This window comes from Bacteroides uniformis (assembly GCF_025147485.1).
GTDB lineage: Bacteria > Bacteroidota > Bacteroidia > Bacteroidales > Bacteroidaceae > Bacteroides > Bacteroides uniformis.
Genome location: NZ_CP102263.1, coordinates 98,337 through 113,419, shown reverse-complemented (window position 1 = coordinate 113,419; position 15,083 = coordinate 98,337). Strand labels below are relative to the sequence as shown.

Sequence of the window (15,083 nt, the reverse complement as noted above, 5' to 3'; positions counted from 1 at the left end):
TAATACCGACTTAATACCATGAATAGATTCTTGAAATTATTGTCCTTGTGTCTGTTCTTGACACTGACCGTTCCTTTGCAGGCTATAACGAATGGAGTGGCGAATGAACCCGATTCAGTCTATCTCTTTTCCTACTCCCATGCCGACGGCAGTGGCGGTCTGAAACTAGCCTGGAGTCCCAATGGCAACCGATGGTTCAGCGTGGCAGAGGGCAGCTCCTTTGTCAACTCGGACTTCGGCCCCTGGGGGCAAATGAAGCGGATGCTGAAACCGCACTTGATGCAGACCCGTGCCGACGACCGTTGGCACTGTATCTGGGAACTGACGGAAAGCGGAAACTCCCTTGCATACGTCGAGTCTCCCGACTTGCTGCAATGGAAAGCGCAGAAATACTTTGACCGTTCTCGCCTTGCCGAATACCGGCCGGCGGAGGTCTATCCTAACGTGCGGAAGGAGGTTCTGCTGAACGGTACCGTACAGCAGGGTTGGATGCAGCGTGTACCGTATGCCACGGTGCAGCGTGTCATCTCCTTTGCAGAGCATAAGAAGTACCGCCAGGCACTCCATGCCGAACGTACCGAGCAAGACCCCGTACGTTTTGCCGGACTGAAACCGGTGGAGGCGACTATCGAAGTGGAGACGGAATGTGCAAAAACCATCAGCAAGCATCTGATAGGTATTTTCTTCGAAGACATCAACTATGCTGCGGATGGAGGACTGTATGCCGAGCTGGTACAGAACCGCGACTTCGAGTATTCGTCTAAGGACGGTTCACACCAAGGTTGGGACGGCACATATGCCTGGGCGGTGAAAGAGGGGAATACTTCGGCTGCCGTTACCATTGCCGCTGCCGACCCCATTCATCCCAATAACCCTCATTATGCCGTATTGGAGGCGCGTCCCGGAGTGACATTGCAGAACGACGGTTTCGACGGCATCAGCTTGAAGAAAGGGGAGAAGTACGATTTCTCTCTCTTCGCCCGCGTGGCACCGGGCAGCAAGGGAGGCAAGGTGGTTGTTTGCCTGCTCGACCAGACGGGCCGTGAGATTGCCCGCTCTTCCGTCAATGTGTCCTCCAAAGAGTGGAAGAAACAGCAGACGGTGCTGACGGCGAATGCCGACGTGCGTGCCGCCGTCCTCTCGCTCCAGCCGCAGACGGTGGGGACACTGCATCTCGATATGATTTCCCTTTTTCCGCAAAATACATTCAAGGGCCATAAGAACGGCTTGCGTGCCGACCTGGCGCAGACGCTTGCCGACCTGCATCCACGCTTCGTCCGCTTCCCCGGCGGCTGCGTGGCTCATGGCGACGGCATTGATAATATCTATGACTGGAAAGGCTCTATCGGACCGCTTGAAGCGCGTAAGCCGTTGCGCAATCTGTGGGGGTATCATCAGACACGCGGACTGGGCTACTTCGAGTACTTCCGCTTCTGCGAAGATATAGGTGCCGAACCTCTGCCGGTATTGGCAGCGGGCGTGCCGTGCCAGAACTCGGGCACACACTCGCACTATGCCGACAACTGTCCGCAGGGGGCCAACAAGGAACTGATGCGCTACGGCCAGCAGGGTGGCATCCCGATGGAAGAGATGCCTGCCTATATCCAGGATGTGCTCGACCTGATAGAGTATGCCAACGGCGATGCACGCCGCACCGTGTGGGGCAGGAAGCGTGCTGAGGCAGGCCATCCCAAGCCTTTCAATCTGAAGTATATCGGCATCGGCAACGAGGATATGATTACCGAAGTGTTTGAGGAGCGCTTTGCCATGATATACAAGGCTGTCAGGGAGAAGCATCCCGAGATTACGGTTGTCGGCACCGTAGGTCCCTTCTACGAAGGCACGGACTATGCGGAGGGCTGGCGCCTTGCCACGGAAATGGGCGTGCCCATGGTGGACGAACACTATTACGTGGATCCGGGCTGGATGATTCACAACCAGGACTACTACGACCGTTATGACCGTACCAAGTCCAAGGTCTATCTGGGCGAATATGCCGCCCACCTGCCCGGACGTCCCAACAACATAGAGACAGCGTTGGCAGAAGCCCTCTATCTGACTTCTGTGGAACGTAATGCCGATGTGGTGGAAATGACCTCATACGCTCCGTTGCTGGCAAAGGAAGGGCATACGCAGTGGAATCCCGACTTGATTTATTTCAATAACACGGAGGTGAAGCCTACCGTGGGCTACTACACACAGCAGATGTACGGACAGAATGCGGGTACGCAGTACATCACCTCGCACATCACACTGAGTAATGGGCAAGAGGCTGTCCGCAAGCGCGTCGGCGTTTCGGTGGTAAAGGATGAGGCCACGGGTGACCATATCGTAAAGCTGGTGAACCTGCTTCCGGTGGAGGTTTCCTCTACAGTGAAGCTGAAGGGCATCGACTTGCAGAATCCCTCGGCAGTGAAGACGCTCCTGACGGGTGACCCGAAAGACAAGCAGGCACGTTCCGTGACTTCCGCCTTCGTCGACATCGGCGGTACGGAGTTTCCTTATACCTTGCCTGCCTATTCGTTTACGGTGATACGTATCCATGAGAATAAGGGGAAATAAGGATAAATCCGTGTAATTCCGTGCGTGGGAACTTAAGAACTTAAAAACTTAAAAGATATGATACGATTATTGACTTTGGCACTTGTTGCAGCCATGACCGGCAGTGTGTCGGCACAAAAGCAACAGACTTTGCATTCCGGTTATCCCATCGACCCGGTTCCTTTCACTTCAGTGAAGGTGACGGACAGTTTCTGGGGACAACGCTTGAAGGCAAGCCGCGAGGTAACCATCCCGTTGGCTTTCAGTAAGTGTGAGGAAACGGGACGTTATGAAAACTTTGTGAAAGCTACTCATCCCAGTGATGAGTATAAGGTGGGAGGCTTCTCCTTTGACGATACGGATGTCTATAAGACGATTGAAGGTGCAAGTTACTCCTTGCAGACTTACCCGGACAAGAAACTGGAAGAATATATCGACAGCGTATTGGTCATAGTGGCCGCCGCCCAAGAACCGGACGGGTATCTTTACACCGCACGTACCATGAACCCCAAGCATCCGCACGATTGGTCGGGGCCGGAACGCTGGTCGGAGGTGGAGAATTTGAGCCACGAGTTCTATAATCTGGGTCACATGGTGGAAGGGGCTGTGGCTTATTATCAAGCTACAGGCAAGCGGAACTTCCTGGATATAGCTATCCGTTATGCCGACTGCGTATGCAAGAATATCGGTGAAGGCCCCGGACAGAAGCGTGTGATTCCCGGACATCAGATTGCCGAAATGGCATTGGTACGCCTCTATACCGTGACAGGAGATAAGAAATATCTCGACCAGGCCAAGTTCTTCCTCGACGCGCGCGGCACTACGGCACGCAAGGACATCTATTTGCAGTCGCACAAGCCTGTACTGGAGCAGGAAGAGGCAGTGGGACATGCCGTACGTGCCGGTTACATGTATTCCGGTATGGCTGATGTGGCTGCCATTACGGGTGACAGCTCCTACATCAAGGCTATCGACAAGATATGGGAGAATATCGTCGGCAAGAAGATATATATTACCGGCGGTATCGGTGCGCGTCACACGGGCGAAGCTTTCGGTGATAACTATGAATTGCCGAATCTGACTGCCTACAATGAGACCTGTGCCGCCATCGGCAATGTTTACATGAATTACCGCCTCTTTCTGCTGCATGGCGATTCCAAGTATTTCGACGTGCTGGAACGTACGCTTTACAACGGATTAATCTCCGGCGTTTCATTGGACGGAGGCAAGTTCTTCTATCCCAATCCGTTGTCTTGCGATGGTAAGTATCACTTTAATGCCGACCATACGATTACACGCCAGCCGTGGTTTGGTTGTGCCTGCTGTCCTAGCAACATCAGCCGGTTCATTCCTTCTTTGCCGGGATATGTGTATGCCGTGAAAGACAATCAGGTGTACGTCAACCTTTTCTTGTCCAACCGTGCCGAGCTGAAGTTGAATGAAAAGAAAGTGGTGCTGGAGCAGGAAACCGGATACCCCTGGAACGGAGATATTCGTGTGAAGGTGGCTCAGGGCAACCTGCCGTTTACGATGAATATCCGTATTCCGGGTTGGGTGCGCGGCAGTGTACTTCCGAGTGACCTTTATTCGTATGCCGACGACCTGAAGTTGGGCTATCGTGTATTGGTGAATGGCGAGGAGGTGACCGGTGAACTTCGTAAAGGCTATCTCCGGATAGACCGGAAGTGGAAGAAAGGGGATGTGGTAGAGGTGCATTTCGACATGCACCCCCGTGTGGTGAAAGCCAATGAAAAAGTGGTTGCCGACCGTGGACGGGTGGCCGTTGAGCGTGGTCCTATCGTTTATTGTGCCGAGTGGGCCGATAATGATTTTAATATACAGAATATCATCCTGAACCGTCATCCGAAATTCCAGGTGACGGAGAAGCCCGAACTGCTGTATGGCATCAACGAAATTACCACAGAAGTGCAGGCTCTTGGTTTTGATGCTGCCGGAAAGTTGGCAACCAGAGATGTGACGCTGACCCTGATACCTTATTATGCATGGGCACACCGGGGTGAGGGCAAGATGGATGTATGGTTGCCGGTAAATAGGATTGATGTAGAATAGGTAAGTATGTCGTCATAATTTAGCTTATGCTATCGTTATAAACAGATTAAAACCATGAAAAGACTTTTATTTCTATTGACATTGTTCGTTGTTCTTGGCATGCAGGCGCAACAGCATGTGATGACTGTTGATGTATCAAAACCGACGGCTCGGATAAATCCTGCCATGTATGGAATCTTCTTCGAAGACATTAATTTCGGTGCGGACGGTGGTTTGTATGCCGAACTGGTAAAGAACCGCTCTTTTGAGTTCCCGCAGCCGCTGGTGGGGTGGATACCTTTCGGCGAGGTGACGGTACAGGACGAGCGGCCCTGCTTCGACCGCAATCCGCATTATGTGCGCATTACCAATGACGGCTGTCTTTTGCGTGCCGGACTGGATAATGAAGGTTATCGTGGCATCGGCCTGAAAAAAGGAGAAGATTACCGTTTCTCCGCCTATGTCCGTACGCCGGATACCAAACCAATGAAGCTTTCCGTCGAACTGGTGAATTCCAACGGAGAGAATCTCCTGAAGAAGGAACTGGAAGTGAAAGGCAGTGAATGGCAGAAGCTGACGGCTGTGCTGAAAGCTCCTTTTACCGATGTTCGCTCGCGTCTGCGTGTTGTGTTGCAGACGGAGGGTACGGTAGATATGGACCACATCTCTCTCTTCCCGGTGAACACTTGGAAGAAGCGTGAGAATGGATTGCGTGCCGACTTGGTACAAGCCCTCTATGACCTCAATCCCGGAGTATTCCGTTTTCCCGGTGGCTGCATCATCGAAGGCAACAGCCTTGCCACCCGTTATCAATGGAAGAATTCCGTGGGTCCGGTAGAGAACCGTCCTTTGAACGAAAATCGCTGGAACTATACATTCAAGCATAAAGCTTTCCCGGATTATTTCCAGAGTTACGGACTTGGCTTTTACGAATATTTCCTGCTGAGTGAAGACCTCGGTGCAGAGCCTCTGCCGGTACTGAGCTGCGGGCTGTCCTGCCAATACGAAAGCAACGAAGTGGTTCCCCTTGGAGAACTCGGCCCGTACGTGCAGGATGCCCTCGACCTCATCGAGTTTGCCAACGGTGCTGCAACCTCCAAGTGGGGAAAGGTGCGTGCCGATATGGGACATCCCGAACCGTTCGGTCTGAAAATGATTGCCATCGGCAATGAACAGTGGGGGGAAGTCTATCCCGAGCGTCTGGAAGTGTTCACGAAAGCCATCCGTGCGGAATATCCCGATATGCAGATTGTAGGTTCTTCCGGTCCGAGTGCAGATGGGGACAAGTTCGATTACCTCTGGCCCGAAATGAAACGCATCGGGGTGGATTTGGTGGACGAGCATTATTATATGGCTCCCGACTGGTTCTTTGCCAATGCTGCCCGCTATGATGACTATGACCGTAAAGGACCGAAAGTCTTTGCCGGTGAATATGCATCGCATGACCACCCCACCGGGAAAGCCAATAATTTCTTGGCGGCACTGTCCGAAGCAGCTTTTATGACGGGACTGGAACGTAATGCCGATGTGGTGCGCCTGGCTACCTATGCTCCGTTGTTTGCCCATGTGGATGCCTGGCAGTGGAATCCCGATTTGATTTGGTTCGACAATCTCCGTATGATGCGGACTCCCAACTATTACGTACAGCAGATGTACGGTATGAATGCCGGAACAGATGTGCTGAACCTGCAAATGGACGGAAAACCCGTGACGGGGCAGGACAGCCTTTATGCATCGGCAGTGCTGGATGCTCCTACGGGAGAAGTAATTCTGAAGCTTGTCAATGCGGGCAGCAGATCGGAGAAGGTACAGATAGAGTTCAGCGGATTGAAGAAGCGGCAGCTTGTCTCGGGTTCCTGCACCTATTTGCAAAGTGATGACTGGAAAGCCAAGAATACACTGGAGCAGGAGGCTATTGTTCCACGTATTCGTCCGGTGGAGGTGGCTTCCCGTTCTCTGAGCCTGGAGCTTCAGCCCCGTTCGTTCGGAGTCTATCGTTTGCGGATAAGTACTCAATCAAAATAAATTCCCATTTAGTCACCTATTTAATTATGTGAACTAGTTATGAACACTTATTTAAAGAATTAAATTCAGCCTTTTTTGAACGATTATTCTTCCTTTTAATTATAGGATAGGCGTATCTTTGTGACGGCATACCGGTTCTGCTTGTATGCCGTTGCTAATTTTTATAAACTATTTACCATGAAGAAACATTTCATTACCGGACTGCTTGCGACTTTTGCCATTGCCGCAAGCGCACAGTCCTTCACTGAATGGCAAAACCCTGAAGTAAATGCCGTGAACCGTGCTCCGATGCACACCAACTATTTTGCCTATGAGTCGGCAGATGCTGCGGCTCGTGGAGCAAAAGAACATTCTTCCAATTACATGACTCTGAACGGTATCTGGAAATTCTTCTGGGTGAAGAATGCCGATGCCCGTCCCACGGATTTCTGGAAAGTGGGGTTCAACGACAAGGGATGGAGCGATATGGCCGTTCCCGGTATGTGGGAACTGAACGGTTTCGGCGACCCTATCTACGTGAATACCGGATATGCCTGGCGCAATCAGTTCAAGAACAATCCACCGCAGGTGCCAACGGAGAATAACAATGTAGGTTCCTACCGTCGTGAGATTGTAATACCTGCCGACTGGAAGAGTAAGGACATCATTGCTCATTTCGGTTCCGTGACTTCCAATATGTATTTGTGGGTAAACGGCAAGTACGTAGGTTATAGTGAGGACAGCAAACTGGAGGCTGAATTCAACCTGACACCCTACTTGAAGCCGGGACAAAAGAATCTGATAGCCTTTCAGGTATTCCGCTGGTGTGACGGGACGTATCTGGAAGACCAGGACTTCTTCCGTTATAGCGGTGTAGGGCGCGATTGCTACTTGTATGCCCGTGACAAGAAGCGCATTCAGGACATCCGTGTCACTCCCGATTTGGATACTGCTTATAAGAACGGTTCCCTGAAAGTACAGCTTGATGTGAAGGGTGGCGGCAATGTCAGTCTTGAACTGCTGGACGCTGCCGGAAAACAGGTGGCTACAGCTGTCGCCAAAGGTAGCGCTACTGCCTTGATAAATGTGGAGAATCCTCATAAGTGGACGGCGGAAACGCCTTACTTGTATACCCTGCGTGCCACTTTGCAAGGCAGCAGTGAAGTGATTCCCGTAAAGGTGGGCTTCCGAAAGATAGAGCTGAAAGGAAGTCAGATACTTGTCAACGGCCAGCCCGTTCTCTTCAAGGGAGCCAACCGCCACGAGATGGATCCGGACGGTGGTTACGTCATTTCTCGCGAACGCATGATTCAGGATATTCAGGTGATGAAGCAGTTCAACCTGAATGCCGTGCGCACCTGCCACTATCCCGACAATAATCTCTGGTACGACCTCTGCGACCAATATGGTATTTACGTAGTGGCCGAAGCCAATATCGAATCCCACGGAATGGGTTATGGGGAAGAGACACTTGCCAAACGTGAGGACTATAGGAAAGCACATATGGAGCGTAACCAGCGCAATGTGCAGCGTAGCTTCAATCATCCCAGCGTCATTTTCTGGTCTTTGGGCAACGAAGCCGGCTATGGCGCTAATTTCGAAGCTGCCTACGATTGGATAAAGGCTGAAGACCCGAGCCGTGCCGTACAATATGAACAAGCCGGTAAAACAGGCAAGACAGACATCTATTGCCCGATGTATTATGGCTATGACGGATGTAAGAAATACAGTGAGGATGATTCTATGACAAAGCCCCTGATTCAGTGCGAATATGCTCATGCGATGGGAAACTCGCAAGGAGGTTTTAAAGAATATTGGGATTTGGTGCGTAAATATTCCAAATTCCAAGGTGGCTTTATTTGGGATTTTGTTGATCAGTCTGTACGTTGGACAGGAAAAAACGGTAAGATGATTTATGCCTACGGCGGTGACTTTAACCGTTTTGATGCCAGCGACGGTAACTTCTGCGATAACGGTCTTATCAGCCCCGACCGTGTGCCCAATCCCCACATGTATGAGGTAGGCCGTATCTATCAGGACATCTGGACTACTCCGGCCGACTTGAAGAACGGCGAAATCAATGTGTTCAATGAATACTTCTTCCGTGATCTTTCTGCCTATTATATGGAGTGGGAGGTACTGAAAGGCGGTAAGGTGATACGGACCGGTCGTGTGGATAATCTGAATGTAGCTCCCCAACAGACAGCCAAAATCAAGTTGGACTTGGGCAAGACTTGCCAATGCACCGAGTGGTTGCTGAATGTTTCCTATAAGCTGAAGAACCGTGAAGGATTGCTTTCCGCCGGACATGTAGTGGCAAAAGACCAGTTGACGCTCAATCCTTACCAAGCTCCTTCCATGGAATTGAAGAACTGCGAACAGAGCAATATCGAGATGACGGCTCCCCAAGTACAGGATAACGATTGGAACTACCTCATCGTCTCCGGTGATGCTTTCCGTGTAGAAATCAACAAGCACAACGGTTATCTGACCAAGTACGAAGTGAATGGCCGGGATATGATTAAAGACGGCGAGGCTTTAAAACCAAACTTCTGGCGTGCGCCTGTTGACAACGACTACGGTGCCAATCTGCAACGCAAATATATCGCTTGGAAGAATCCGGAAATCAAACTGACCTCTTTCAAACAGCGCACGGAGAACAATCTGGTGATTGTAGAATCTGCTTACGACATGCCGGGTGTTTCAGCTAAGCTGAACCTTGTTTATGTCATCAACAATGCCGGTGCCGTCAAGGTGACCCAGAAGCTGACTGCCGACAAGAATGCCAAAGTATCGAACATGTTCCGTTTCGGTCTGCAGATGCCTATGCCGCGCAGCTTTGAAACCGTTGAATACTATGGACGCGGTCCGGTTGAAAACTATATTGACCGTAATCATTGCGCCGACTTAGGCATTTATCGCCAAAGTGTGGCCGAGCAGTTCTATCCCTACATCCGTCCGCAGGAAAATGGAACAAAGACCGATATTCGTTGGTGGAAGATGTTGGATCAGTCTGGTAATGGCATCAAGATTGTGGCAGCCGCTCCCTTCTCCGCATCTGCCTTGCACTATACCATCGAGTCTTTAGATGAAGGCTGGAGCAAAGAGCAAGGACACTCGCAAGAGGTGGATGAAGCTGATTTGACTAATCTCTGTATCGACAAGGTGCAAGCCGGTCTGGGTTGCGAAGACAGTTGGGGACGTATAGCCCGTCCGGAATACCTGGTGCCATACGCTGATTATGAGTTTACGTTCATCCTTTTTCCCGTATGCCATAGTATCGGAATAGAATAACATTTCTTCTCAGTGTATTACATACTGAGAAACAGATTTTATAACACTGAAGCGGTCGCCTTTCCGATGGGGGAGGGTGACCGCTTTGTGTTGATGTTTTGCTTGCTTCTGTATATTTCTTTGTTTTATTGTTTCTGATTTCGGCAAATGCAATCCGTCAGATGGTCGTTGATAAACCCCGAAGCTTGCAGATGGGCATAGCAAATGGTAGAGCCGAAGAACTTGAATCCCCGTTTTTTCATGTCTTTGCTCATGGCATCTGATTCGGGAGATGATACCGGAATCTCACTCAATGACTGAAAATGATTGATAATGGGGTTCCGGTCGGGGAAGAAGGATAGCGTATAGTTGTAAAAGCTGCCGAATTCTTTCTGTATGACAAGAAACTGCTTTGCATTGGTGATGGTCGACTTGATTTTCAGACGGTTTTTCACGATGCCGTCAAAGTGCATCAGCCGTTCCACGTCTTCGTCGGTCATTTGCGCCACTTGCGCGGCATCGAAATTGCAAAAGGCTTTGCGGTAGCCTTCCCGCTTTTTGAGGATGGTTATCCAGCTCAGTCCCGCCTGGGCACTTTCCAATACAAGAAACTCGAATAGTGTCTTGTCGTCTGTTACCGTTTTTCCCCACTCTTCATCGTGGTATTTCACATACAGCTCGTCGGTTCCGCACCAGCCGCAACGTCCGTTTATAATGTCTTGCATAAGCGTTATTTTTGTAATGAGGTGCTAAGGTAGTGCTTTCATTCCGAATAAACAAATCTATCTATTCTAAATGGATAGATTTGTTTATTCAGAATGGAATGTTTATATTTGTATCTGAATATAAATGACATAGCCCTATGATAAGCAAATCGGATATAGTAGAAGCCATACGTGTGCAACGTGAACGGTTGAGGAAATTTCAAAGTTTCCGACGTGACCTATTGTTGTCTTTACCTCCCTTGGTAGCAGACTATGCACTGATTATATCTGGTATTCGCCGTTGTGGTAAGAGTACATTGCTGGCACAATTATCGGTGGATAGATACAAGCCGGAAGAGGTGCTCTCCTTGAATTTTGATACCCCTTTACTGTATGGATTTGAATTCAGTGATTTCCGTATAGTGGATGAAGTTATTAAGGAACATGAAGGGTGTATCGCTCTTCTTTTTGACGAAATACAGATTGTTGATGGTTGGGAGGTGTATATTCGGGGCAAGTTGGATGAAGGGTTTTATGTGGGAATCACCGGCTCCAATGCTTCGATGTTGAGTCGTGAATTGGGCACGAAGTTGACAGGAAGACATATTACGAAAGAACTGTTCCCTTTTTCGTATGCTGAATATTGCGGTTTTACGGGTAAGACTATCGGTGACAGTTCCTTGTACGACTATCTGCATCAGGGTGGCTTCCCTCAATACTTGCAACTGGATGATCAGGATGTTCTGACGGATTTAGTCAATGATATAGTATATCGTGATATTGCCGTGAGATATAATATACGTGATGACCACTCTTTGAAAAGTCTCTTGGCCTATTTGATGGGGAATGTGGGCAATCTGGTGTCTGCTACAAAACTGAAACAGATACTGGGAATGAAAAGTACTTCTACTGTGTCTGATTATTTCTCTTATTTCGAACAGACTTACTTGATAAACTTTGTTCCGAAATTTTCATATTCATATAAAGCGCAACTGTTGAACCCGAAGAAAGTGTATTGTGTGGACAATGGTGTTGTATTTGTCACCTCTCCATCTTTCACCCGTGATGAGGGTCGGAGGCTGGAGAACATGGTTTTTGCGGAATTGCGTCGCCGTTATTCTGAGATATTCTATTATAATGAGAACCGGAAGGAATGCGACTTTATAGTTGTACGCAATTCTGTGCCCCAGCTTGCCATCCAGGTATGCTATGCCTTGACCGCAGAAAACCGGAAAAGGGAAGTAGATGGCTTACTGGATGCCTTGTCTTTCTTCAAGATGGGGCATGGACTGATACTCACTTATAACCAACATGACAAATTTTCCGTAGGAGATAAAACGATAGAAGCATTGCCGGTGTCTGAATATTTTAAAGACTAATCTTCTTGTCTCTTGCACTCCACCACATGATACAGCGTGCCGAACCGTGTTCTGCGGGATGGCACTTCATGTTTCTGCAGTATCCTTCCGAATACATTCACTCTCTTGGTGGACAGCGGGATGGCGCTGTACCGGCGCAGGCGGTTCAGTATTTCGGCAGACGACAGCCATTCTCCCTCCTCGTCATTTCCGGCAACGCGGAAATAGTGGTAGAACAGTTGCTCTTCGGGCGGTATCTGTTCGAAATCGTGGTTGTTTTCCGTCATAATCCGTTCGTCCGACTGGTCGAACCAATAGCGTTCGCCGTGGTCCAGTTCGTGCATGGCCTGGGTATAAAGCTGGTTGTAGTCTATCGGGCGGTTGGTGTCTATTGCTTCCGTCACTTCTATGCAGATGAACCGGCGACTGCCGCTGGGGTCGGTCAGCAAGTCCTTCTGGTTGCTGGTGGCGATGAACGAGGCGTATCGGCGCATCTCGAGCACGGCATTGGCGTATGGCTTGCGCACGTTGACCACCGGCTTCTGGAGGATATGTTTCAGGAATCCTTGCTGGGTGCTGCTTATTTGGTCGAATTCATCGATGTTGATGAGCGCAAAACGGTTGAGGTAAAGTTCGGCGTCGCGCTTGCGCGAGAAGTCGATGCTGTCCGTATAATAGGCACGCAGCTCGGGCGGGACGATGCTTCGGCAAAAGGTGCTTTTGCGGGTGCCTTGTGCACCTACCAATAAGGGGGAGACGCTGTTGGCATATTTCTTGTCGGTATTGCCGCGCCAGTGTGCCACCATGTTGAGAAACCAGCGGTGGAACAGTTCGGCCCAGTACGGGTTGTTGCAGGGTACTGTCTGGGCGAGTGCCAGGATACGGTCTTTCCCGTCCCAGTGCGGAAGGTCGTACAGATAATCTTCCAGCGGATTGAATACCGGGATGCGGTTGGAGTAGATATATCGGCTGATGTCCCTATCCCACAGGGGAATGCCTTCGCTCTGTGCGTCGAGGGCAATGCTGTTCAGCGTGCGCTTGTCGATGGGGGAGAAGCGGAAACGGAACGAGTGGCGTTCACGGTATTCCACCTCACCCACTTGGGTGTTGTAGCGGAAGTCGTAGCGGCGTTTCATGAACTCGTCCGTCTGTATGGCAAGTCTTTGCTCTTTGCTGAGGCTGCTTTGGGTATTGAAGCCTTTGTTCTCTTGGTAAACGCTTCTTACAATCTGCCGGATGACAGTCTCTTTTTGGCGCAGATAATAATGGAAATAGGTACGCTTCACGGTCTCTTCTTCGGGGATGCCCGAACGGAAACAGTTCTCGGCAAGGCGTACGGTCAGGGAGTGCAGGCTGTTGTCGGCACCGGCACCCGTCGCTTCGGCGAAAGTCTTCTGCAAGGCGGCTTCAAACAGCATGATGATGGCTTCTTCGGCTTCATATCCCGGCACGGCGCGCGTCAGGGGTGACTTCTCGTCTTGCAGGGCTTCCCGATAGGTGGTTTCGTCGGGCATGGAGGCGGGCTGTGCAAGATAGAACTGTATGGAGTCCGGGCGGTACATGGCTTCGGGGTCGAAGGAGAGGCGGGAGTACTGTTCCAGCTTGGGCTCTTTCAGCAGAATGTCGAAAGGCAGTTGGGGCTGGTAGCATTTCACGGCAAGGCGGTAGGCATGGGCGTGGAATACTTCGGCTTCTTCCCGTTTGCCCGGCAGCGAATTGTTCGGACGGGTGAAGGTAGTCCAAATCTTTACAGTCCGTCCGCTGGAACCGGTGAATACGAGCCGCGTCTGGGGCTGTTCCCAGGCAAGACGTTTCACAAGGGCTATTTCGGACTTGCCGGAAAGCGGGCCTACGGTCAGTTCCACGATGCCGTTGTAGGTTTTCATCTGGCAGACACCGTTCGTCTTGCGGAATTCGGCTGCCGGGAGTACTTTGGGCAGTCGGTCTGCCTCGTTGCAGCGCTTGCCGGGCAAGCAGTATCGCAGTTGCTGGCGGAAAGTGGATACGGGCTGGGTTTTGGTCTCCGTTTTGATTTTCTGTAGGAAGGTGTCTAAGTCTGTCGTGCTCAGTGTCAGATTCCCGTCTTTTTCTCTCAGTTGGGTGATTTTCATTTCTATTTTTTGTTTTGTCACATGCAGGCAAAATGGTTTGCTTACAGTGTACTAAGGTACGACAATCAGGCTCTTTTTGCAAGTGATTCCATGCTTTTTTAGGTCTATTCCAGCGTTTTTCTGTGGAAAATCTGATGTTTTGAGTCGAAAAAGCAGGTGATTTGGGATGCTTTGTGCAGACTTCCACGCTGGTTTTTGCTTGTTGAAACAAAAGGTTTTGCTTGTTGAAATCAATAGTTTTCCTAAGGAAAACTCTCAGTTTCTCTTGTTGAAACTTTTATTTTAGAAGGTTTAAACCAATGGTATTTGTTGTTGAAACTTTTGGTATTTGTTTAAGAAACTAAAAGTTTCATACTGAGAACTAAGCATATATCACTATTCTGTGGTGAATGAAGTAAGTATCGGATACTGCTTTTGTTATGGCGTGATGGATGGTTGTGAAGATTTTTATCTATCACGGGTATCTTTCACGCTTTAATCGGTTTATAATCAAAAGGATATCCCCCTCTGCGTGATAGCATGACAGATGTTTTTCAAAAATAAACTTTGTAGAAGCTGAGCTGTCCGGATGCTTCAATCGTTGTAGCTGTATTCTTCGCTGTATCTCTCGAATTTCGGTTCTTCGGCAATTCCGTATTGTTTGAAAACCTGACGGATATATGCTTGTGCCTTTGGAAACAAGCCTTGTTCCTGGCGGTAAAAGCGATAATAGGTGGTCTTGCCAAAGTGTCCTACAAGCTGGTTCCTCATCGGGGCTGCACATTTGTGGGGTACGTTGTCCAGCAGGTGCCGGATGCCCCATGCAACCCGGCACTTCAGGGCTTTCCGGAAATGAGGGCAGTTGGTGGTATCGGCAGGGATACAGTTCGGATTGATGATGCTTAAAGTAGGACATTGCGAGGTGCAATTGGTAGCAGCCAAGTGGTGCAGGCATTCTTCCTTATGGACGCACTGGCTGTTGAAGCAATGTGCAAAGCCATAAGGCACAGACTGGTAGTCGAATTTATTTTCCATATGTTGTTTGCTTGTCTACGGTTAGGGTG

The 15,083-nt window shown here is 49.8% G+C and carries 8 protein-coding genes; 5 read left to right on the top strand and 3 right to left on the bottom strand.

All coding sequences use genetic code 11. The features are described 5' to 3' along the window. Nucleotides 1–18: 18 nt before the first annotated feature. From NQ510_RS00480 to NQ510_RS00465, 4 genes are all read left to right on the top strand, one after another. Entirely contained in the window at nt 19–2,562 is a 2,544-nt protein-coding gene (locus NQ510_RS00480; RefSeq protein WP_005830127.1) for an alpha-L-arabinofuranosidase C-terminal domain-containing protein, read from the top strand. 57 nt (nt 2,563–2,619) lie between these two features. Next, nucleotides 2,620–4,611, top strand: coding sequence for a glycoside hydrolase family 127 protein (locus tag NQ510_RS00475; protein WP_005830129.1), 1,992 nt, complete (start codon nt 2,620–2,622; stop codon nt 4,609–4,611). Nucleotides 4,612–4,665: 54 nt separating this feature from the next. Then, a complete protein-coding gene (locus NQ510_RS00470; protein ID WP_005830131.1) occupies nt 4,666–6,615 on the top strand; it encodes an alpha-L-arabinofuranosidase C-terminal domain-containing protein in 1,950 nt (649 codons plus the stop codon). 177 nt (nt 6,616–6,792) lie between these two features. Next, nucleotides 6,793–9,888 (top strand): glycoside hydrolase family 2 TIM barrel-domain containing protein, encoded by a 3,096-nt coding sequence (locus NQ510_RS00465; protein ID WP_005830133.1) that lies wholly within the window; start codon nt 6,793–6,795, stop codon nt 9,886–9,888. 125 nt (nt 9,889–10,013) lie between these two features. On the opposite strand, the gene NQ510_RS00460 is transcribed toward NQ510_RS00465, so the two are convergent. Then, entirely contained in the window at nt 10,014–10,592 is a 579-nt protein-coding gene (locus NQ510_RS00460) for a DNA-3-methyladenine glycosylase I (protein WP_005830137.1), read from the bottom strand. 137 nt (nt 10,593–10,729) lie between these two features. On the opposite strand from NQ510_RS00460, the gene NQ510_RS00455 reads away from it, so the two are divergent. Next, nucleotides 10,730–11,950 (top strand): ATP-binding protein, encoded by a 1,221-nt coding sequence (locus tag NQ510_RS00455; RefSeq protein WP_005830138.1) that lies wholly within the window; start codon nt 10,730–10,732, stop codon nt 11,948–11,950. On the opposite strand, the gene NQ510_RS00450 is transcribed toward NQ510_RS00455, so the two are convergent. Together NQ510_RS00450 and NQ510_RS00445 are read right to left on the bottom strand one after the other, a co-directional pair. Next, the gene (locus NQ510_RS00450) at nt 11,947–14,040 is read right to left on the bottom strand and encodes a BT4734/BF3469 family protein (protein WP_005830140.1); all 2,094 of its coding nucleotides are present in this window, start codon (nt 14,038–14,040) and stop codon (nt 11,947–11,949) included. The two genes, NQ510_RS00455 and NQ510_RS00450, sit on opposite strands and share 4 nt — an antisense overlap. A gap of 573 nt (nt 14,041–14,613) precedes the next feature. Further along, nucleotides 14,614–15,054 carry a DUF6078 family protein gene (locus NQ510_RS00445; RefSeq protein ID WP_005830148.1) on the bottom strand — a complete coding sequence of 147 codons (441 nt, stop codon included), beginning with the start codon at nt 15,052–15,054 and terminating at the stop codon, nt 14,614–14,616. Nucleotides 15,055–15,083: the final 29 nt, after the last annotated feature.

What these genes read in the sequence shown, in the direction of transcription:
- NQ510_RS00480 (WP_005830127.1), top strand. Translation starts at nt 19, where the DNA reads ATGAATAGATTCTTGAAATTATTGTCCTTGTGTCTGTTCTTGACACTG.
- NQ510_RS00475 (WP_005830129.1), top strand. Translation starts at nt 2,620, where the DNA reads ATGATACGATTATTGACTTTGGCACTTGTTGCAGCCATGACCGGCAGT.
- NQ510_RS00470 (WP_005830131.1), top strand. Translation starts at nt 4,666, where the DNA reads ATGAAAAGACTTTTATTTCTATTGACATTGTTCGTTGTTCTTGGCATG.
- NQ510_RS00465 (WP_005830133.1), top strand. Translation starts at nt 6,793, where the DNA reads ATGAAGAAACATTTCATTACCGGACTGCTTGCGACTTTTGCCATTGCC.
- NQ510_RS00460 (WP_005830137.1), bottom strand. Translation starts at nt 10,592, where the DNA reads ATGCAAGACATTATAAACGGACGTTGCGGCTGGTGCGGAACCGACGAG.
- NQ510_RS00455 (WP_005830138.1), top strand. Translation starts at nt 10,730, where the DNA reads ATGATAAGCAAATCGGATATAGTAGAAGCCATACGTGTGCAACGTGAA.
- NQ510_RS00450 (WP_005830140.1), bottom strand. Translation starts at nt 14,040, where the DNA reads ATGAAAATCACCCAACTGAGAGAAAAAGACGGGAATCTGACACTGAGC.
- NQ510_RS00445 (WP_005830148.1), bottom strand. Translation starts at nt 15,054, where the DNA reads ATGGAAAATAAATTCGACTACCAGTCTGTGCCTTATGGCTTTGCACAT.